The organism is Nocardia arthritidis (genome assembly GCF_011801145.1).
GTDB lineage: Bacteria > Actinomycetota > Actinomycetes > Mycobacteriales > Mycobacteriaceae > Nocardia > Nocardia arthritidis_A.
The window spans coordinates 2779803-2799346 of the sequence record NZ_CP046172.1 but is presented as its reverse complement, the minus strand read 5'-3'; the positions used below and the strand labels follow the sequence as shown (position 1 = coordinate 2799346).

Below are 19544 nucleotides of genomic sequence, written 5' to 3'. Positions count from 1 at the left end.
ACCGGTTGGCGGTTCGGTGGGGGGATGAGTGATCCGCTGAAGGAGCAAGAGGACGCGGCGCAGGCGTTGGAGTTGGTGCACGGGGCGGCCGGGCCGTATCTGGCGAGCCTGTCGGGACGGAAGGTGCATGATTCGGCCAACGATGTGCTCATCGACCAGCTCGACGGGCCGCTGCCGGAACAGGGTTCGGGCACGGTGGCGACCATCGAGCGACTGCTCGCCGTCGCGCCGGAGGCGGCGACGCACGCGTCGGGACCGCACTTCTACCACCTCGTGGTGGGCGGTGCGACGCCCGCGGCGATGGCGGCGGACTGGTTGGCCTCGCTGCTCGACCAGAATTCGGGACTGTGGATCGGCTCGCCGCTGGCGGCCAGGATGGAGGCGATCGTCCTCGACTGGCTGAAGGAATTATTTGGCCTGCCAAGCGATTTCGGTGGTGTGCTGACCCCGAGCGCCACCTTCGCGAACCTCACCGGCTTGGCCGCGGCCCGGCGCTGGTGGGCCGAGCGGCTGGGCTCCGACGTCACGTCGCAGGGTATGTCGGGCCTGCCGGCGATGCCCGTGTTCAGCAGCGGCTATGTGCACCCCAGTGTCCGAAAGGCGTTGCAGATACTCGGTTGCGGGCGCGATATGGTGCGCACGTTCGTCCGCGACGATGCCGGGCGGCTCGACCTCGCCGCCATGGAGGAGGGGCTGCGCAGGCTCGGTGGCATGCCCGCCGTACTCGTCGGCAACCTCGGCGAGGTGAATACCGGCGATAGCGACCCCATCGCCGAAATGGCCGATCTGGCGGCCCGTTACCACTGTTGGCTGCACGTGGACGGCGCGTTCGGGCTGTTCGCCGCGGCGTCGCCGCGTACGGCGCACCTGACGCGCGGCGTCGAGCGCGCCGACTCGATCACCGCCGACGGGCACAAATGGCTGAATGTGCCCTACGAGAGCGGTTTTGCGTTCGTGAAGAACAAATCCACACTGACCGAGGCATTCGGCGCCTGGGGTGCGGCCTACTTGCCGGAATTCGACGAGGAGTTCCCGAACTTCAATATGCTCGGTCCCGAATCATCCAGGCGGGCACGGGCATTCCCGATCTGGGCGACGCTGCACGCCTACGGGCGGGACGGCTACCGGGAGATGGTGGAACGTCATCTCGACGTGGCCCAGCGGCTCGGCCGAATAGTCGATGCCGCACCGGATTTCGAGCTGATCGCCCCGGTGCAGCTGTCGGTGACCTGCTTCCGCTATCGCCCGCCCGGCGTCCCGGAGCCCGAGCTGAACGACCTCAACGCCCGCCTCGGCCGAGCCGTACTCGCCGACGGCCGCGTCTACGTCGGCACCACGAAATATCGCGGAATGACCGTGCTGCGACCGACTTTCGTCAACTGGCGGATCACCGAAGCCGAGGCCGACCTGCTGATCGAGGTGATCCGCGAACTCGGCCCCGAGCTGAACTGACGCTCGCCTGTTAGCGTTGCCGCACCGAATGAGGGGAGTTTTTGGTGCGACAACGTCATGTTGTGCTGCTATCTGTTGTGGCGCTGTGTCTTTCGGCCGGCAAGGCCGCCGCGGAGACCAGCGACTACAACCGGGAATTCGAGCCGACACCGGCGCGGCACACGACGCACCCCATCGATCCGCCGACCGTTCCCGACGCCATCGCGAAGCAGGGTTTGGAATGGAAACCCTGCGGCACAACAGGTTTGCGGGACGCGCTGACCGGCAATGCGCTTGCGGGTGCCCGCGCCGCCCTGTTCGACGGACTGGATTGCGCGACCGTGCGAACACCGTTGGACTGGGCGAGCCCCGACGGGCCGACCGTGACCTTCCAGATCTCGCGGCTGCCCGGCCACGGCGCCACCCGTCCGCTGCTGACCAGCCCGGGCGGCCCGGGCGCCGGCACGCTGCTGAATCCGATCGCGTGGGCCACCGCGTTCCCGCAACTGCGTGACGCGTACGACCTCATCGGATTCGATCCGCGCGGCACACCGCTTTCCGGCACCGCGCTGGACTGCGATGCCAACAGCTCCGGCGATCCGCAACTGCTCGCCGGAGGTCGCAACGACGGCGCCGATATTCTCGACTTCGGGCCGGAATCGGTGCGGCACCAGCTTTCCCAGGCCAAGAACTGGATCCGGTCCTGCGAGCAGCGTTCCGGAAATATGCTCGGCGCGGTCGACTATTGGCAGACGGTTCGCGATCTGGACCTGGTCCGGTCGCTGCTCGACGCACCGACCTGGAGCTACCTCGGTGTCTCCCAAGGCACCGACCTCGGGCTGGAATTGGCCCGCACCTTCCCGGATCGTATCGACCGCCTCGTACTCGATTCCATCGATGATCCGGCGGTCACCCAGGCCGCGGGTCACCGCGAGCGGGTGACGCGCCAACAGCGAACAGTCGAGCGCGATTTCGCCCCGTGGCTCGCCGCACGCGGCACGAGTTTCGGCAACAGTCCCGAAGCGGTGCTCGCCGCGTTGACCCGGCTGCGCGCCGACCTCACCGCCCACCCGATCCCGCTGCCGTTCGACAAGTCCTTCAGCGGAAACGACCTCAACATGGTGCTTTTCGGCGTCGACAACGGGCCGTACGAGGCGCTGGAGGGCAAGCTGCTGAACCTGCTCGCCGCGGTGCGACAGCCATCGATCACCACCCAGCTCAACGCCGCCTTGGCCTTTCGCATCTCGCCGATGTTGGACAATTTCGGCGGCAATATCCTGCAACTGGGTTCCAGGATCGGCTGGTGGACGGCGCGCAACTGCAACGACACCGGCTGGAGCCACGACCTGAACGAGATCGTCGGCGCGGCAAGGCAACTCGCGGAGCAGGCACCACTGACCTATCTCGGTATGGGCTTCACCGCGGCCTGCGCCTTCTGGCCCGCACCGCACGCCGACCCGAATCCGGCCCGCCTCGACCGGATCGCCTCCGCACTGCTCATCGTCAACGAAAAGGATCCGGTCACACCGATTTCCGGCGCACGCGCGGTCCGCACAGCCATACCGGGCGCTCGGCTCGTCACCGTCGCCGGTAAGCAACGGCATCTGGCGCTGCCGCAGCTCATGCCGAACGGGTTACCGGGATCGATTCCGGCCACCAGCGGCTGCGCCACCGCCGCGGCGGCCGAATACCTGCTGCGCGGAAGGCTTCCGGACACCGACACCGTCTGCGGGCCGGACTAGTCGGGCCAGGCCGGTTTGCGTTTCTCCAGAAACGCGGCCATGCCCTCGCGGGCGCCGGGCAGTTGTGATGCGGCGGCCATCACTTCCAAAGCGATTGTGTAAGCGTCGTTTTCGGGGCGGTCGAGCTGGGCGTAGATGGTGCGCTTGCCGAGCGCCTTACTGGCCCGGCTGCCCCGCGTCGCGCGGGCGAGCAGTTCGGCGACCGCCGCGTCGAGGTCGGCGTCGGGCACCGCGCGGTTGATCAGACCCCAGTCCGCGGCCGTCGCGGCGTCGATGACGTCACCGGTCAATGCCAACTCCAGCAACCGTTTTCGCCCGATCGAGCGGGCCACCGGAACCGCGGGCGTGTGACAGAACCAGCCGCCTTTGCCGCCGGGCAGTGCGAAGCCCGCCGACTCCGCCGCCACCGCCAGATCGCACGACGCCACCAGCTGGCAGCCCGCCGCCGTCGCCAGACCGTGCACCCGGGCGAGCACCACCTGCGGCACCGATCGCATGGTGCTCATCAGATCGGTGCACACCGTGAGCAACTCGCGCACGCCGAGCAGATCCCGGGCCGCCACATCCGCGAAATCGTGCCCGGCCGAGAACACCGGGCCCACCGCGCCGAGCACGATGCCCGTCGCGTCGGTCTCCCCCGCCGCCCGGAATGCCGCGAGCAGTTCGCCGAGGTGTTCCGCCGACAGCGCGTTGCGCCGCTCGGGCCGGTTCATGGTGATCCGGATGGTGTCGCCGTCCCGGTCGACGAGCAGATGCCGATATTCCAAGGCCGTCATGACTACACGGTAGTTTGTGAATTAAGTTACCAGTCGCCGAATCGCTGGCCATGCCAGGACACCCGCCGCATCATTGGCAGATGCGATTGACCGTGAAGCTCGATTACGACGTCGCGCAGCTCATCGAAAGCACCGCCAACAAAGCAGGCCGATCCAAGACCCGCATCGTGAACGATGCCCTGCGCCAGGCGCTCGCTCCCCTCGCCGAACAGCCCGCCACATCCGCTTCGTGTCAGGTCGAGATCCCGCCCCGTCCCGCCGACGAGTCCGATCACGCCGCGATCACCGAGGCGATGGCCCGCTACTTCGGCCTCCCGGCACCGCCGCCGCTGCTGCGGGTGGTGCGAAATGAGGATTGACATGCGTAGATTCGCCATGGCGCCGGCAACCGATGTTCTGCCTGCCGTCGATGTGAACGGGCACCCGTAGGCTCGTGCGGTGACCACATTGCGATCGGCCACCGAAGCCGATATCCCTGCCGTACTCGGCTTCTGGCGGACCGCGGCCGAGGACGCGCACCGGCCCGCCGACAGCGCGGCCGCGCTGGGCGCACTGCTCCGGCGCGATCCGGCGGCGCTGGTGCTGGCCTGTGACGATTCCGGCATCGTCGGCACCGTGATCGCGGGCTGGGACGGATGGCGGTGCCACATCTACCGGTTGGCCGTCGCGCCGCATCGCCGCCGCGCCGGAATCGGACGGCTGCTGGTGCAGGCCGCCGAACAGCGGTTTCGCGAGATGGGCGGAATACGGGCCGACGCAATGGTTCTCGACGACAACACGCTGGCGCACAGTGCGTGGAAGGCGAACGGGTATGCACCGCAATCCGAATGGTCGCGGTGGGTGAAGCCGTTAAGCTAGGGCATCATCGGCTGATCCGGCGACGAGACGAGGGCGAAGAGTGACGGCTGGGTTGCGGCGAATCCGATTGTCGGACAAGGCGATCGACACCTCGCTGGTCTATGGCGAACCGTACGAGACCGACGACGGCACCACGATCATCACCGTCGCCCGGCCCGGTGGACTGTTCCGTCCCGTGGCACGGCCCGCCGGGATATTCGTCATCCGGGAGGGCAAGACCAGGTGGGTGCCCGCGGCCGACAGTCACCGCCTCGGTTTGATCGCGATTGTCGGCGGGCTGCTGCCAGCGATTATCGCTGCCGTCGCGGTGCTGCGCCGTCCTCCGTGGCCGGATCTGCCCCGCGGTTGAACACGTGAGTGAGCTTGTCCGGGTTCACGATCGAATAGATGCCGGTGATCAGCTCGCCGTCCAGTTCGACGACCAGCGCGGCACGCACCACCCCGTCCTGTGGCGCCAGCATCGCGGGAACCCCGTTGACGGAGGCGGGCACGAGTTCGATGCCCGCGGCGCGCGGATTCAGCCCGAACGCGGCGAAGTAGCGGGCGACGGCGGCGCGGCCGTGAATCGGACGACGGGCCACCGAGATTCGACCGCCGCCGTCGGCCCATGCGGTGACCTCGTCGGCGAGCGCCGCGGCCAGTTCGCCGACCGCGCCGCGCCCGGCCGCAGCGAAGAACCGGCCGACGATCTCCGCGTGCCGATCCGGATCGACCGGAAAACGCCTGCGGTGCTGGGCGATATGGGTGCTCGCGCGGTGATAGAGCTGACGCACGTCGGCCTCTTCGCGGTCGAGCAGGTCGGCGATCTCGCGATACCGGTATTCGAACGCGGCGCGCAGCACGAATACCGCACGCTCCGGCGGCGTGAGCCGTTCGAGTAGCAAAAGCATTGCCAGCGTTACGGTTTCGCGCTGCTCCACGGTTTCCAGCGGGCCGAGGTCGGCGGTGCGGACCGGGGTCGGCAGCCACGGGCCGACATACTGTTCGCGGGTGGCGCGGGCGGCGGTGAGCCGGTTCAGGCACAGGTTCGTCACCGCCTTGGCGAGCCAGGCGGACGCGGTGCGCACCGGAACGTCGGCGGTGGCACGCGCTTCCCATTTGAGATAGGCGTCCTGCACGACGTCCTCGGCCTCGGCGGCGTCACCGAGCAGGCGGTAAGCCAGCCCGAACAGCCTGCCGCGCTGCTCCTGGAAGATCGCCAACGTCTCCATTCCCGCAGCCTGCCACTCGCGCGCGGTCAGCGCCGGACCGCCCACATCGCGCCGCGGGAGACCAACTCTTTGAACCACGCGGAGGTGCGACCGGTGAGCACGAGGCCGGTCGGGCTGTCGTCGAACCGGGTGAACTGGGTGACGCCGTCCCCACGGCCCAGGCTGATGTTCTGCCAAAAATAGCGCAGCACAACCGGTTTCGACTTACGTCCGCGAAGCGCCCTGGCGATGTCCTGTGCGACGTACGGGCCCATCTGCATGCCGGTCTGGCACGACATGCGCACCCCGTCACCGGCCGCGTCGCCGACGCCGTATACCTCCGGATGTGAAATCGACCGCAGGCGGTCGTCCACGAGCAACCGGCCGCGCGCATCGGTGGTCAGTCCGGCCGCGCGGGCCAGCTCGGGCACCTGGAATCCGGCGGCCCACACGATCAGGTCGCCCGGGATGGTCCGCCCGTCCTCGGCCACTAACCCGTCCGGCCCGGCCTTCGCGACGCATACTCCTTCGATTACCGATATTCCCTTATCCGCGAAGGACTTTCGAAGGTGACGCTGCGCACGTTCGGAGAGCCATCCGCCCACCGAAGCACTCGAAACCAGTTCGACCCGCAGCCGCGGATACGCCTGCGCGATCTCGGTCGCGGCCTCGATACCGGTGAGCCCGCCACCCACCACCACGACCGAACCGTCGAGCCCACACAATCTTTCGCGCAACCGGAGCGCCTGCGTTCGCTCGGCCACCGAGTACGCGTGCTCGCGCACACCGGGGACCGCGTCCAGATCGGCGTCGCTGCCCAGTGCGTAGATCAGCGTCTCGTAGCCGACCGGCGCGGAATCCGTTCGCACGACGCGGTTTTCGAGATCGATGCCGGTTACGGTCGCCACCGTGAGTTCGACCGCGGTACCGGCGAGCAGCCGCCGCAGCGGGCGGTCCGGCAGCTCCTGTCCGGCCGCGAGCTGATGCAGCCTAATCCGCTCCACGAAACGGTCGGTCCGGTTGATCAGCGTCAACCGGACGTCGCGGCCGCGCAGCAGGCGGGCGGCGCGGGCCGCGGCGTTGAGTCCGGCGTATCCGGCCCCGAGCACGACGATGCGGTGCGTCACGAGAAACCTCCTGGTCTGAAATTCGGATCGGAGGTTGAACGGGGAACCTTCCCGTTTTGTGACAACGAAGCATCCATTGTCCGCCAGCGTGTTTCGCCGCAACCCCCAGAACTGGGGTTGTAACCGAAATGTCCCATTACCGATTTGTCAGATGACAGTTCGAAAGGGAGGTCAAGTGAAGAAGATCATCGGTGCGTTCATCGCCGCCATCGCGGTGACCGCAGCGGTCGGGGGATGCCAGAGCGATTCGAGTACGTCGGCGACCACAACGAGCAACCCCGGGCAAACGACCGCGCACGGCACGCAGGCACCCGGCACGGCGGCGACGCAACCGGGCAATACCGATCAGCCACAGACGGGTAACACCGACCAACCCCAGTCGGGTGGCCAGCCCGCGAACAGCGGCGCACCGGCCACCAGCGGCAAAGGCCGCTGCGTCGACGTGAATTCCGCCGTGGTGGGCAGGGCGGTCAAGTCGCTCGGTCCGTCGGTGGGCGGCGATTCGTATTACGTGGACAGTGCGCTCGACGCACCCATCGGATCGTGCCCGCAGCTGCTCTGGGTGCTCGTCGGGACACCGCACGGGACCGCGAGCTCACCATGGCACGTGCTGTTCTTCAACCACGACGGATATCTCGGCACCGCCACGGCGAAGGCGACGTCGTATACGAAGGTGGTCGGTTCGACCGAACGCAGTGTGCAGGTGCAATACCGGTGGCTCCAGGGCAATGACGCGAACTGCTGTCCATCCGGTGGACCGGCCGTCATCAGCTTCAACCTCGGCGCCGACGGCCGGACCGTGACACCGGATCCGGCGATCCCGGACCAGGTCGCGAATCCGAAGCGCTGACCACGGCGGGGGCCCGCCGTCTCTCGGCTGCGTGTGAAAGGCGGTCGCCATCGGCAGCGCGATCCGCTGCGGCCCAGACCGCGCAGGCCATCGACGAGGCCTCCGACACGCTCGCGCGCAAGCAGTACAACGCGGGCGTCGGCGCGCTCATCGGTTTCGCCACACCGTAAAACCGGCCACACCACGATAATTCGGACAACGCCGGGTAGGAAGTTCCGGTGGACACTTCGCGGCCGGAACCCAGGCAGTGGTCGTGGGCCCGCACCCTGGACGATGTGGCGGAGCGCCGCCGCCACATCGAGCCGCTGATCGGTGCCCGGCTCACGACCGTGCGGTACTACCTGTGTGACGACCGCTGGGAGCGCAGCCCCGAATCGGTCGGCGCGGGGCCGATTTTCGGAGACGACCCGGAACCGCCGTGGCGCTGCGACGGTTTCGACAGCCTCGACTACGGGTTCGAGCTCGAGACCGATTCCGGGCTGATCTACTCGCTCACCTGGGATCCGCCGGGCGACCGCGAGGGTATCGGGCTACGCCGGACTCCCATGCTGGGCAGCGGTGTTCGGGCGGATGCCGATATCACTATCTGGCGCGGCGGCGAGATTTGGCCGCTCGGCGTGCCGTTCACCGATATCCGACTGCATTACGAGCCGTATCCGCCCGGATTCCGGTGTCCGCGTATCACTTTCCAGTGGCCGGACCGGAAACTCGAGGTGATATTGGGCGAGTCGGCCGGCGGCGTGCTTGCTCCGTCGGCCGACAATGTCGCGGTGCTGCACCCGGATACCGAGCTGCCGGGCTGACGTTCATCCGTCGAGTAGATGGCGGGGTGCGGCCTGCCGCCAGGAGTCGAGGACTATGGCCTCCAGTTCGTCGCGGTCGTCGAGCGCCGCCAGCCGGACCCGGACCCAGGCGTTGTTCGACTCGTGCGCGGCGATCCAGAATTTGTCCGGTTCCGCTAGTACCAGTTCGTCGCGGTCGACGATGGGGCAGCGCACCGCCATCGATGACTCGGCCTCTGGCAGGGTCAGGAACAGTTTCCTCGTCACCCGGAAGATCGGCATACCCCAGGCGAACTCCTCCGCTGCCTCGGGCAACGACAAAGCGTAGGCGCGGACATCGTCGCCGGTGAAACTCATGCACGTATCCTGCCAGGGTACGGCGCGGGTGGACTATGCCGGTCCTATGTGGGTTACTGCACGATATGCCCTATGGCCAGCGCGGGCAGGCGGCCGTGCCAAGATCGGCTCATGGAGGTTCCCGACGCGCAACGGTGGAATATCAACATCCACTTCCACGATTTGGTGGTGCGGGCGGTATCCGGCGCGGCCGATGTGCTCGATATCGGTTGCGGGGAAGGGATGCTGGCGCGACGACTGCGATGCGAAGCCGATGCGGTGACCGGAATCGATCTCGACGCGGCGAGTATCGAGCTGGCGAAGGCGCAGTCACCCGGTGGTGAAATCGATTACCTGCGAGCGGATTTCCTGACCCACCCGTTCGAACCGGAATCGTTCGACGGCATCGTCTCGGTGGCGACACTGCACCACATGGATCCCGAGCGCGGGCTGAACCGGATCAAGGAGTTGCTGCGGCCGGGCGGAACGGCGGCGGTGATCGGCTTCGCCCGCAACGAATTTCCCGCCGACCTGCCCCGCGTGCCCGCGGCGGTGCTCGCGTACGCCTGGCATGTGGTGCCCAAAAAGCAGTGGCGGCATCCGTCACCGATCGTGTGGCCGCCGCCCGACACTTACCGGACGATGCGCAAGCTCACCGAGCGAGTGTTGCCGGGCGCGCGATTCCGGCAGCACCTCCTGCCGCGGTACTCGATTGTGTGGACGAAACCGTCGACCTAGCGCGGTGTGACGCGCATGAGGATATCGTCGGCGGCCCACAGCACGAATCGTTCGATCGGCACCACCGGATGATCGGCGACGATCTCGAAGTGGAAGCGCCGCAACAGGATCGCGAGCATCAGCTCGGCCTCCAGCTGGGCCAGCGCCGCACCCTCGCAGCTGCGCGGACCGAAGCCGAACGGGAGGTAGGCCAGGCGCGGGCGTTCGGCGCTGCGCGCCGGGGTGAACCGCTCCGGATCGAAAACCTCCGGCGCGGGCCAATATTCGGGGTTCAGGTGGATGGCCCAGATCGGGCAGAAGATCGTTGTGCCCGCCGGAAGCAGATATTCGCCGAGCCGGAGTTCTTCGGTGGTCTCGCGGGCGCCGTAAGGCCCTGGGGGATATAGCCGCATCGACTCCTTCAGCACCATGCCGAGGTAGGTCAGCCGCTTCAGGTCGGCGTAGTCGGGGGCGGGGCGGGCGCCGAGCACTTCGGCGAGTTCGGCGACCACCCGCTCGGTGATATCCGGATGTCGCGCCAGCAGATAGAGGGTCCAGGACACCGCGACACCGGTGGTGTGGTGTGCCGCAAGCATCGTCATCAGCACCGAGTCGCGGATCCGCGCGGGCGGCTGACCCGCCGCGGCCAGGGCGGCGATGAGCTCGCTGCCGCCGCGGTTCGCCGCGAGCACCTCGTCCACGCAGTGGCGCAGATAGGCCAGCGCGGCCTGTGCCCATTCCGGATTCGACGGAGCGTCCGGCTGATACAGCCGGGTCAGGTATTCGCTCAACACATCGTGGAACGCCGCCACGATCCGGTCCGGTTCGGCCGAATCGCTGCCCAACGCATACGCGCAGATCAGCCGCAGTGACAACGCGCTCAGGTCGTGTTGCAAGGGGATCGGTCCGTCGGCGGCCGCCCATCGGTCGGCCAGGTCACCGGCCAGTGCGACGAATTCGCCGAAATGCGCCTCGTGTGAGGGACGTCCGGCCAGCACCGAGAGCAGCGCCCGCCGCCACGGCGTGTGCCGGGCGGCGTCGATCGTCTGCAAGTTATCCGATTCTTGTAGCGGCGCAAGGAATTCGAACAGTTTCTCCGGCCGCTTGTCGATCTTCGCCGCGGCCTCGAGCAGCACCGGATCGGCGACCGAGACCGCGGTATCCGCGCCGGGCAGCCGAAAACGCGCCACCGGACCGTATTCGGCGTGCAGCTTCAGCTGATAGTTGTGCAGGCCACCCACTTCGGCGATATCGGCGAAACCGTCGGTGTCCGGGCCGGGAATCCGTGCGGCGGCACTCGTCATGACATTCCTCCAGATCCCGTCCGAGCGACGGCCCGGACGGCAGATGTGATGCCGGTAGGTTGTGCTCCCCCGCCATGCTGCCCTTCGCTGTCGACCGGTGCAATCGCGAAAACCGCTGTCGGCGGCCGAATATCGCGGGGGCTCGGGCGCGTCCTAGGGTGGTATTGCCGCATGGAAGGAGGCCGGAATGTTCCGAGCGCTGCTGGTGCTCCGCATCAATGCGCACACCATCGAACGAATCGACCTGGCGGACAACACCGTTCACACGGTCGTCGCCGATACCGGCCCGCATCCGGACGGCGTCGTCTACGATCCGAGCGCCGACCGGATCTATTGGACCACCATGGGAACGCCGCGGCGAGTACCGGGCAACGACCGCGATTTCACCCGTCGGGACGGTTCGGTGCGGTCGGCCCGGCTCGACGGATCCGATTACCGTCAGGTGGTACCGGACGGCGGGCTCACCACCGGGAAACAGCTCACCGCCGATTTCGCGACGCAGCGCCTCTACTGGTCGGATCGCGAGGGCTGCAAGGTGAGCCGGGTGAATACCGACGGCTCGGGCCGCACCGACCTCGTCGTCAACCCGCACACCGACCACCGCATGTCCGAATGTGTCGGTATCGCAATAGATTCCGTCAACGGGCAGCTCTACTGGACGCAGAAGGGTCCCACCGACGGCGGGCGCGGCCGGATCCTGCGCGCCGGACTGGAGATCCCGGCCGGGGAAACCGCCGCGACCCGCTCGGATATCGAAATCCTCTGGGACGCACTGCCCGAACCCATCGATCTGCACCTCGACCCGGCCGGAACGATCTACTGGACCGACCGCGGAGCAGAACCGTTCGGGAACACCCTCAACCGCGCACCGATCCCCCGCAAGGGCGAACGCGGCGACCAGCCGGAGATTCTGGCCCGCGGCTTCGGCGAGGCCATCGGCGTCGCGGTCGACACCGACCTCGCCTACGTCACCGATCTCGCGGGGACCGTGCGTGCGATACCAATCGATTCGTCAAGCAGCGCAACGGAATACGTCGTCACCCAGTTCCCCGGACAACCGCTGACCGGCATCGCGGGCATTCCGGCCTGAACACCCGCGCACTGCCGGAGCGAATGCAGCGCGCTGCCGACGAAGCCGTCCCCAGACCCGCACATCGCCGGAGCGAATGCGGAGGCACGCCTAACAGGTGCTGCCGACGAAGTCGTCCGCAGACCCGCGCATGGCCGGAGCGAATGCGATGCCTAACCCTCCGGGTAGAAGACGAACAACGTGCACCCGGTGGCGGAGGTGGGCACGTGCCATGACCCGGCCGGAGCGTGCAGGAATGTGCCCGCCGGGTAGTCGCGCGCACCGTCGTTGAAGATGCCCGAGACCACGAAGACCTCCTCCGGACCCGGCTCGTGCACGTCGCGGCGCGGCCAGGACGTGCCGGGATCCATCTCCAGCACGTTGGCGTGCGCGCCGTTCGGACCTTTCCACAGGCGACGGGTCCGGATTCCAGGGAAGAGTTCGCGGACGGGCGCCTCGTCGAGGGAGATGGAGGTGTAGCCCTCTTGGGCCAAGATCTCAGGATGCATGCCCCAACCGTGCCGCAGGCGAGCCGTGGCGGAAAGTGTCGACAAAGACACCATGGGGTACTTTCTTGCCATGCATCGTGTGGTGGCCCTGGTCCGCCCGGTCCAGTCGACCTTCGAGCTCGGCTGTGCCACAGAGGTTTTCGGGATGGTGCGGCCGGGTATCGCCCAGCACTACGAATTCGAGGTGTGCGCCGAGAAGCCGGGGCCGGTGCCGACATCGGCCGGATACTCCATCGCCGTCGCCCGCGGTCTTTCGGCGCTCGACACCGCGGATACCGTGCTCATCCCAGGCTGGACACCGGTTGAAGCGCCACTTCCCGCCACCGTGCGCCGGGCACTGCTGCGGGCGCACGCGCGCGGTGCGCGACTGGTGACCATCTGCACCGGAGTGTTCGCACTGGCGCGCACGGGATTACTGGACGGCCGCTCGGCCACCACGCACTGGGCGCGCGCCGAACAGCTGCGGCGGGAGTTCCCCGAGGTGCTGGTGGAACCGGACCGGCTCTACATCGATCACGGCGACGTCGCCACCAGCGCCGGGGCGGGCGCGGGTATCGACTTGTGCCTGCATCTCGTCCGGCGCGATCACGGCGCCGCACATGCCGCGCTCGTCGCGCGGCACATGGTGATGCCACCGCACCGCGACGGCGGCCAGGCGCAGTACGCGCCGCCCGCACCGCCCGCGGAGGCGCTGGACGGCCTGCTCGAATGGGCGGGCGCGCGCCTGGGAACGCCGTTGTCGGTGTGCGATATGGCCGCACACCTCAACGTCTCGCCACGCACGCTGGCCCGGCGCTTCGCCGACCAACTCGGTACCGCCCCCGGCGCGTGGCTGCTGTCGCGCCGGATCGCCGAGGCGCGCACGCTCCTGGAGGAGACGGACCTACCGGTCGAGGCGATCGCGGCGCGGGTCGGGCTCGCCTCGGCGGTCAACCTGCGTCGGCGATTCCGCGCCCAGGTTGGGACGACCCCCGGGGCTTACCGTCGGGCATTCCGGGTACCGTGATCTCCCCGCACCCGGCCGAGTACGAAATAGACCAGGGCCGTGCAGTTTTCGACCCACACCGCGATGGCATCAAATATGCGTGCTCGGATGGTCGTGTAGAAATTTCGGCACAACCATCCGCCACGCGTCTATCACCAGCTCGCGCATCTCCGCCTCGTCCAGCGCGGCCATCGAACATTCGACCCAGTTGTAGCGCAGATCCGACGGCCGCGGCAGCTGGAATTTGTCCGGCTCGGCGGCCACCAGCGCGGCGCGCTCCGACTTCGGGAAGGCGAAACCGAGCACGGTCTCGTCCCGGGAGAACGCGAGATAGACGATCTGGCCGACCCGGAACTTGATCCGGTCGTGCACGATCACCTCATACGAGCGGGGCAGGATCTTCGCCACCCGGCGAACGTCATCGACCGTGAACACACCGCGGATGATGCCATCCCGCACCGACACCATCCGGCCGCGGCAATCCACGATCCACTCCGGCCGTACCAATCTTGTTGTGCAGGTTCAGTACCCGCTCCACCGCCCGAAAACCCGACGACGATCGCGTGGCGATCTTTGTATCGTGAGCGTCGTGATTCGCGAGCCCGCCCGGTACTGTTCCTGAGTCTGCTCGCGGCACTGTCGATTCCGTTCTTCGTCCTCGGAGCGGTCACCGGCGGATTGTCGATAGGCGCGATGCGACTGCCGAGCAGCGCCGTCATGTTCGTGCTGCCCGTCGCGGTCGCGGCGGCACTCACCTGGCGCCACGGCGGTCGCGCCGCCACCGCCGGACTGTTGCGCCGCGCCGTCGATCGGCCCGCGGCCCGGCCGCGCTGGTATGTGGTTGCCACACTGCTGATTCCGGCGATCGCCGTGCTGTCGTATCTGCCACTGCGGTGGTCCGGGCAGGTGGGTGCGGCGCTGCCGCTGTCGCCGACGGCGGCGCCCGCGGTACTCGTGATGTATCTGCTGGCGGCCACCTGCGAAGAACTCGGCTGGACCGCGTATGCGACCGATCCGCTGCAGCGGCGCTTCGGTCCGGCCGCCACCGGAATCGGGCTCGGCACGTATTGGGCGCTGTGGCATCTGATTCCGCTGCTGCAAGCCGGGCATCCGGCCCAGTGGATCGCGGGCTGGTTCCTCGGCACCGTCGCCGCCCGTGTGCTCATCGTCTGGCTGCACAACAAAACCGGGCACGGAGTGAGTGCGGCGATCCTGCTGCATGCCATGTTGAACGTCACCGAGGCGTACACCCCTGACCTGGACAAGCCGATCACCATGATCACCACCGGCATCCTGACCACGGCGGTAGCGGTGGCGGTGATCGCGAGACAGCGTACGAACCGGAGAGATTCGGCACAACTACCCCACTGAAGCGCCCGGGGGGCCGCGTCGTGGGCGGCCGTGTCATCAGCCTTGACTAAATTTTTAGTCAGCACTACCCTCATCGATTGCCAGGTGATCGCCGAAAGTTGGTCATCGCACCGAACCCTTTGCCGCGGGCGATCACATAGATGAGCGAATCCATACAGGACAAGGAAGTATCGCGATGCGTAGGCGTCGATTCATCGGGACCTGCACGACCGCGCTGAGCGGTTTGCTGCTGGCGTCGTGCGGCACCGGCGCGCCCGCGAGCGGCAAGGACGACGGGCGGCCATGGTTGATGCCCGACGAGGGGCAGCCGCACAAGCGCACCTGGATGGCGTTCGGCGCCGGCGAACGGATCTGGGGTGCGAAGCTGCTGCCGCGGGTGCGCCGCGATCTGATCACTGTCGCGCAGACCATCGCCTGGTTCGAACCGGTGTCGCTGCTGGTGCGGCCCGCGGAAATGGATATGGCGCGCAACATGATCGGCGCGGCGAATATCGAACTCGTCGCCGCCGAACTCGACGACCTGTGGCTGCGCGATACCGGCCCGGTCTTCGTGCGCGACGGATCCGCCAGGGCCGCAGTGGATTTCAACTTCAACGGTTGGGGCAATAAGCAGCAGCACGGCCGCGACGCGAAGCTCGCCGGATTCATCGCCGACCGCGCGGGCGCGCAGGTGCGCCACACCGACCTGGTTTTGGAGGGCGGCGGTCTGGAGGTCGACGGTGCGGGCACCGCGCTCATCACCGAGAGCTGTGTGCTCAACGACAACCGCAACCCGGGCTGGAAGAAACCCGACGTCGAGGCCGAACTCCGCAGGCTGCTCGGCATCGAGAAGGTGATCTGGCTGCCCGGCATCGCGGGTGAGGACATCACCGATGGACACACCGACTTCTACGCCCGCTTCACCGAACCCGGCGTCGTGGTCGCCGGACTCGAAAATAATCCGGATTCATTCGACTACGACATCACCCGCCGCCACCTCGACATCCTGCGCACGGCCACCGACGCACGGGGGCGGCCACTGCGGGTCGAGGTGCTGCCCGGTCCGTCGACCGTGCGAGAAGCCTTCGCCCACAAGGATTTCGCCGCCGGATATATCAACTTCTACGTGTGCGACGGCGCGGTGATCGCCCCCGAATTCGGCGATCCGGACACCGATCCGGCGACCAAGGCGACGCTGGAGCGCCTGTTCCCCGGCCGGGAGGTGGTACAGATCAATATCGACGGCATCGCGGCGGGCGGCGGCGGCATCCACTGCACCACCCAGCAGGAACCCGCCTGACCGACCATAGAGTGGAGTGCCGTGCGAGAGACACCAACCCAAACGCAGGACCGGCAGACGCAGATCCTGGAGGCCGCGGTCCGCGTCATCGCCCAGGACGGCGTGCGCGGGCTGCGCATCGAGAAACTGGCCGCCGCGGCCGGGGTGTCCACCGCGCTGATCTACTACCACTTCAAGGATCGCGCGGGCATCCTGCGAGCGGCGCTCGGCCACATCAACCAGCGCGCCGAGCGCTACACCACGGCCGGTACGGGCGACCCGCGCGACCGGCTCGAGCAGATGCTGCTGCTCGAACTGCAGGACGATGCCGACGTGCGCGAAAACAGCGTCGCCTGGGGCGAATTGCGGGCAACCGCGGTCTTCCAGCCGGACCTGCGCGAACAGCTCGAAAGCACAACGCGCCGATGGAACGACGATGTGGAAACCCTGGTGCGCCAAGCACAATCGTCAGGCAGCGTAGCCGCGGATATCGATCCGGCCGCCGTCGCCGAACATCTCACCGCGCTGGTGGAGGGGCTCAGCGAACGCTGGCACAGCGGCTCGACGACGCTCGACCGCGCCCGGGCGGTTCTCACCCGGGCGATCGCACTCGAATTCGGTGAACGCGCCTGAGCCGCTTAACCTTTCATATCGAATAGCCCAATCCCGTGCGGCTACCGGACCATCAGCGTCAATCGATTCCGAGCAGGGTCCGCAGATGCCTCGGCGCGGGCGAACCGTGCGCCAGCATCGCATCGTGCCACGCCCGTTCGGTGGTGCCCGCGGGCCGCGCCGCCGCGATCGCCGAAACCTCGGTATAGCCAACGAAATACGTCGACAGCTGAGTGGAGCTGAGCAGCGTCCGCCGCCACTTGCCCGCCGCCTCGCCCTCCTCCTGGAAGCCGCGGCGCAGCATCAGGTCCATCGCCTCGGCCTCGGTCATGCCCTCGCAGTGCACCCGCTGGTCCAGGATGGCGTTGATGGTCATCCGCAGCCGCATCTTCAACTGCTGCAGACGCACCCGCAGACCGCCGAATCCGTACCGCGCCATGAGCTCTTCGGTGTACACCGCCCAGCCCTCGACGAAGGTGCCGCTCCAGCACAGCGCCCGCGCCGGGGTGGAACCGCGGAACCGCCGGGCATGGGCCAGTTGCAGATAGTGGCCGGGCATGGCCTCGTGCACGGTCAGATTGCGCAGCATGTGGTCGTTGTATTCGCGATAGAACGATGCGACCCGCTCCGCCGGCCAGTCCGCCGGAGTCGGTGAGATGGCGAAAAATGTTGGTATATCGGATGTTTCGAGCGGACCGACCGGATCGCAGTAGGCCACCGCGACACCCCTGGCGAATTCCGGCATCGGCTGCACCACCAGCGAATCGTGCACCGGCGTCACCAGATCATGTTTCACGACAAAGTCTTTCGCGTCGGCAAGGGCGGCGACGGCGCGCGCCACGACCGTATCGTCGTCCGGGTGTTCGGCGGCGGCACGGTCGAGCGCGGTGCGCACGGTGTCGTCATCCGGATGTGCGACGCCGAGCAATTCGCCCGCGACGGAACGGATTTCGTCGATGGTCTGCTCCAGCTGCCGCTCGGCGCGGTCCAGCAGGTCGGCCGCGGACAGGTCGGTGTCCAGGGTGTGCCACAGCTTGGCATCCCACTGCCGCCGCCCGAGCCGCGCCGTGCGAGTGGTGGTGCCGTCGCGCCGATTGGTCAGCCAGGCGACGAATTCGGTGATCGCGGCGATCGCCGCGTCGGACACCTTCGTCACGTTCGCGCCGGGGACCTGCGCGGCCAGCGCGGGGACCTCGTCGCGAATCAGCGCGGCCACCCCGCCGAACTGGGCGATCGCGGTCTCGACATGGACGCGCGGACAGTCGCCGTCGAGCGCGACCCGGGCGGTGGCGAGCGCGTCCGGCACCAGATCCAACCGGGCGGCGAGCTTGTCCAGCCGCTCATCGGCCGGCGCGAACGGCCGGGCCAGCAGGCCGTACAGCAGCGGACCGGGGTTGTGCACCAACGGATTCCACTCGTGCTCGCGCACGTCTTCGAGCAGGAACAGCCTGCCGTCCACCTCGTGCTGCAGCATGGCGTGGTCCACCCTGTCCTCGGGTGTGAGCTCCAGTTCGTCCACCTCGGCCAGCGCGTGCGATGCCTCCCGCAGCATGGCCGTCTGGTCCCGCACGGCCGCGAGGGACCAGTCCGGCAGCTGATCGTCCACTCGATGATCACCGGCGAAATAGGCGGCGTGCGGATCGGATTGCAGTACCGCGTCGACGATCCGCCCGGCACGTTCTACGAAAGTTCCCGACATGCGGCCACGCTACCCCGGACCCCGATGCCTGGTTATCGTGAATATGTGGGTGTCATAGGCGAACTGTTTCCCGGCAAGAAGCTCACCGACGAGAGCGGCGAGGACAGCAACGGCGAGCAGCACCGTCCGCGCGTCGAACTCGATCTGGACGCGGGCGTGATCCGCTTGTCCCCACCGAGCCCGCGCCGGGAAGATCCGGCGCCCGAATAGGATTGCGCACCGGTGGCCGCCATCCGGATCAGGCGGCCCCGGTAACGGTAGGTCAGTGGACGGCGAGTTCAGTGAAATTGGGGGCGGTGTCGCTCACGGGGATGTGCGCGCCGCCGCAATCCGCGGTCCTCGGACCACCCGAGAGCGATTGCAGCAGACAGCCGACATTGATCTGCGAGCTGATCGAAGAAGATCCGGTCTCCGCGTTGGCCAGCGGCGCTACGGCCAAAAGTGAGGCAGCACACAGTAATCCACTCGCCATGAACCTTTGAACTGTCATATTTCAAATCTTGCCCTGCCGACCGGACGAAGTGGCTCCCCCAATTCCTCTGTCCCCGCGTGGCGATGATCACGCCCTGCACCGGACGGTAAGGCACCGAGCGCACCCTCGATATCGGCGCGCCGGGCGTCGGGTCGACGCTGAAAGCGGCCGGATCGAATCGCAAGGGGTTCGACTCGATCCGGCCACGTTTTTCAGCGAGCGGCGACCGCCGCAAATGCGCCGCACCCGGCGCGAATCAGGTTCATCCTTGAACCTCCTTGCCGCTGAGAGCTTCCCCGCTCGCGGTACCTGATATCGCGTACCGCTTATGGTGCTTCAGAATAGTTCCGTCGCGCCGCATTCGGAAGCAGCACAGCGTTTTTCGTTGCTTTTGCGACGATTGGGGAGGTTTTGCTCAATATGTCCCGAACAATCGCATAGGGGTTACCCCAGCCG

General features: G+C 67.4%; 23 protein-coding genes. 14 read left to right on the top strand and 9 right to left on the bottom strand.

Features of this window, described 5'->3' with window-relative positions:
* Window positions 1-24 precede the first annotated feature (24 nt).
* Both F5544_RS12400 and F5544_RS12395 read left to right on the top strand, forming a co-directional pair.
* Window positions 25-1452 (top strand): pyridoxal phosphate-dependent decarboxylase family protein, encoded by a 1428-nt coding sequence (locus F5544_RS12400; RefSeq protein WP_167473332.1) that lies wholly within the window; start codon window positions 25-27, stop codon window positions 1450-1452.
* A 62-nt stretch (window positions 1453-1514) separates the two neighbouring features.
* Window positions 1515-3173 carry an alpha/beta fold hydrolase gene (locus F5544_RS12395; protein WP_167473331.1) on the top strand — a complete coding sequence of 553 codons (1659 nt, stop codon included), beginning with the start codon at window positions 1515-1517 and terminating at the stop codon, window positions 3171-3173.
* Here F5544_RS12395 and F5544_RS12390 read toward each other — a convergent pair.
* Entirely contained in the window at window positions 3170-3949 is a 780-nt protein-coding gene (locus tag F5544_RS12390; RefSeq protein WP_167473330.1) for an enoyl-CoA hydratase-related protein, read from the bottom strand. The two genes, F5544_RS12395 and F5544_RS12390, sit on opposite strands and share 4 nt — an antisense overlap.
* 80 nt (window positions 3950-4029) lie before the next feature.
* Between F5544_RS12390 and F5544_RS12385 the strand changes: the two genes are divergently transcribed.
* The 3 genes from F5544_RS12385 (at window position 4030) to F5544_RS12375 (ending at window position 5156) form a co-directional block, all read left to right on the top strand.
* A complete protein-coding gene (locus F5544_RS12385) occupies window positions 4030-4308 on the top strand; it encodes a CopG family transcriptional regulator (RefSeq protein ID WP_167473329.1) in 279 nt (92 codons plus the stop codon).
* Between the two features lie 79 nt (window positions 4309-4387).
* Complete coding sequence (locus F5544_RS12380) at window positions 4388-4807, top strand: GNAT family N-acetyltransferase (RefSeq protein ID WP_167473328.1); 420 nt, start codon at window positions 4388-4390, stop codon at window positions 4805-4807.
* Window positions 4808-4847: 40 nt separating this feature from the next.
* Complete coding sequence (locus tag F5544_RS12375) at window positions 4848-5156, top strand: hypothetical protein (RefSeq protein WP_238847209.1); 309 nt, start codon at window positions 4848-4850, stop codon at window positions 5154-5156.
* On the opposite strand, the gene sigJ is transcribed toward F5544_RS12375, so the two are convergent.
* A complete protein-coding gene (gene sigJ, locus F5544_RS12370) occupies window positions 5098-6018 on the bottom strand; it encodes an RNA polymerase sigma factor SigJ (RefSeq protein ID WP_167473327.1) in 921 nt (306 codons plus the stop codon). The two genes, F5544_RS12375 and sigJ, sit on opposite strands and share 59 nt — an antisense overlap.
* 26 nt (window positions 6019-6044) lie before the next feature.
* Complete coding sequence (locus F5544_RS12365) at window positions 6045-7124, bottom strand: NAD(P)/FAD-dependent oxidoreductase (protein ID WP_167473326.1); 1080 nt, start codon at window positions 7122-7124, stop codon at window positions 6045-6047.
* Between the two features lie 175 nt (window positions 7125-7299).
* Here F5544_RS12365 and F5544_RS12360 point away from each other — a divergent pair, with 175 nt between their 5' ends.
* Entirely contained in the window at window positions 7300-7974 is a 675-nt protein-coding gene (locus F5544_RS12360; RefSeq protein WP_167473325.1) for an LppP/LprE family lipoprotein, read from the top strand.
* Window positions 7975-8192: 218 nt separating this feature from the next.
* Complete coding sequence (locus F5544_RS12355; RefSeq protein WP_167473324.1) at window positions 8193-8777, top strand: hypothetical protein; 585 nt, start codon at window positions 8193-8195, stop codon at window positions 8775-8777.
* 3 nt (window positions 8778-8780) lie between these two features.
* On the opposite strand, the gene F5544_RS12350 is transcribed toward F5544_RS12355, so the two are convergent.
* Window positions 8781-9113 carry an MmcQ/YjbR family DNA-binding protein gene (locus F5544_RS12350; protein ID WP_167473323.1) on the bottom strand — a complete coding sequence of 111 codons (333 nt, stop codon included), beginning with the start codon at window positions 9111-9113 and terminating at the stop codon, window positions 8781-8783.
* Window positions 9114-9224: 111 nt separating this feature from the next.
* Between F5544_RS12350 and F5544_RS12345 the strand changes: the two genes are divergently transcribed.
* On the top strand, window positions 9225-9830 hold the full coding sequence (locus F5544_RS12345) for a class I SAM-dependent methyltransferase (protein ID WP_167473322.1): 606 nt from the start codon (window positions 9225-9227) through the stop codon (window positions 9828-9830).
* Here F5544_RS12345 and F5544_RS12340 read toward each other — a convergent pair.
* Window positions 9827-11113 (bottom strand): cytochrome P450, encoded by a 1287-nt coding sequence (locus F5544_RS12340; protein ID WP_167473321.1) that lies wholly within the window; start codon window positions 11111-11113, stop codon window positions 9827-9829. The two genes, F5544_RS12345 and F5544_RS12340, sit on opposite strands and share 4 nt — an antisense overlap.
* Before the next feature lie 187 nt (window positions 11114-11300).
* Between F5544_RS12340 and F5544_RS12335 the strand changes: the two genes are divergently transcribed.
* Window positions 11301-12203 carry a hypothetical protein gene (locus tag F5544_RS12335; RefSeq protein WP_167473320.1) on the top strand — a complete coding sequence of 301 codons (903 nt, stop codon included), beginning with the start codon at window positions 11301-11303 and terminating at the stop codon, window positions 12201-12203.
* Window positions 12204-12355: 152 nt separating this feature from the next.
* On the opposite strand, the gene F5544_RS12330 is transcribed toward F5544_RS12335, so the two are convergent.
* Window positions 12356-12691: a cupin domain-containing protein gene (locus tag F5544_RS12330; protein ID WP_167473319.1), complete on the bottom strand. Its 336-nt coding sequence runs from the start codon at window positions 12689-12691 to the stop codon at window positions 12356-12358.
* Window positions 12692-12761: 70 nt separating this feature from the next.
* Here F5544_RS12330 and F5544_RS12325 point away from each other — a divergent pair, with 70 nt between their 5' ends.
* The gene (locus F5544_RS12325) at window positions 12762-13697 is read left to right on the top strand and encodes a GlxA family transcriptional regulator (protein ID WP_167473318.1); all 936 of its coding nucleotides are present in this window, start codon (window positions 12762-12764) and stop codon (window positions 13695-13697) included.
* Window positions 13698-13766: 69 nt separating this feature from the next.
* Here F5544_RS12325 and F5544_RS12320 read toward each other — a convergent pair whose 3' ends face one another.
* Complete coding sequence (locus F5544_RS12320) at window positions 13767-14111, bottom strand: MmcQ/YjbR family DNA-binding protein (protein ID WP_167473317.1); 345 nt, start codon at window positions 14109-14111, stop codon at window positions 13767-13769.
* Between the two features lie 138 nt (window positions 14112-14249).
* On the opposite strand from F5544_RS12320, the gene F5544_RS12315 reads away from it, so the two are divergent.
* The 3 genes from F5544_RS12315 (at window position 14250) to F5544_RS12305 (ending at window position 16938) form a co-directional block, all read left to right on the top strand.
* On the top strand, window positions 14250-15047 hold the full coding sequence (locus tag F5544_RS12315) for a CPBP family intramembrane glutamic endopeptidase (RefSeq protein WP_167473316.1): 798 nt from the start codon (window positions 14250-14252) through the stop codon (window positions 15045-15047).
* Between the two features lie 175 nt (window positions 15048-15222).
* Complete coding sequence (locus tag F5544_RS12310) at window positions 15223-16326, top strand: agmatine deiminase family protein (RefSeq protein WP_167473315.1); 1104 nt, start codon at window positions 15223-15225, stop codon at window positions 16324-16326.
* A gap of 21 nt (window positions 16327-16347) precedes the next feature.
* On the top strand, window positions 16348-16938 hold the full coding sequence (locus tag F5544_RS12305) for a TetR/AcrR family transcriptional regulator (protein WP_238847208.1): 591 nt from the start codon (window positions 16348-16350) through the stop codon (window positions 16936-16938).
* A gap of 58 nt (window positions 16939-16996) precedes the next feature.
* On the opposite strand, the gene F5544_RS12300 is transcribed toward F5544_RS12305, so the two are convergent.
* Entirely contained in the window at window positions 16997-18616 is a 1620-nt protein-coding gene (locus tag F5544_RS12300; protein WP_167473314.1) for a DUF885 domain-containing protein, read from the bottom strand.
* A 45-nt stretch (window positions 18617-18661) separates the two neighbouring features.
* Here F5544_RS12300 and F5544_RS12295 point away from each other — a divergent pair, with 45 nt between their 5' ends.
* Complete coding sequence (locus tag F5544_RS12295; protein ID WP_167473313.1) at window positions 18662-18826, top strand: hypothetical protein; 165 nt, start codon at window positions 18662-18664, stop codon at window positions 18824-18826.
* A gap of 52 nt (window positions 18827-18878) precedes the next feature.
* Here the strand turns inward: F5544_RS12295 and F5544_RS12290 are convergent, their stop codons facing one another.
* The gene (locus F5544_RS12290; RefSeq protein WP_167473312.1) at window positions 18879-19106 is read right to left on the bottom strand and encodes a hypothetical protein; all 228 of its coding nucleotides are present in this window, start codon (window positions 19104-19106) and stop codon (window positions 18879-18881) included.
* Between the last annotated feature and the right edge of the window lie 438 nt (window positions 19107-19544).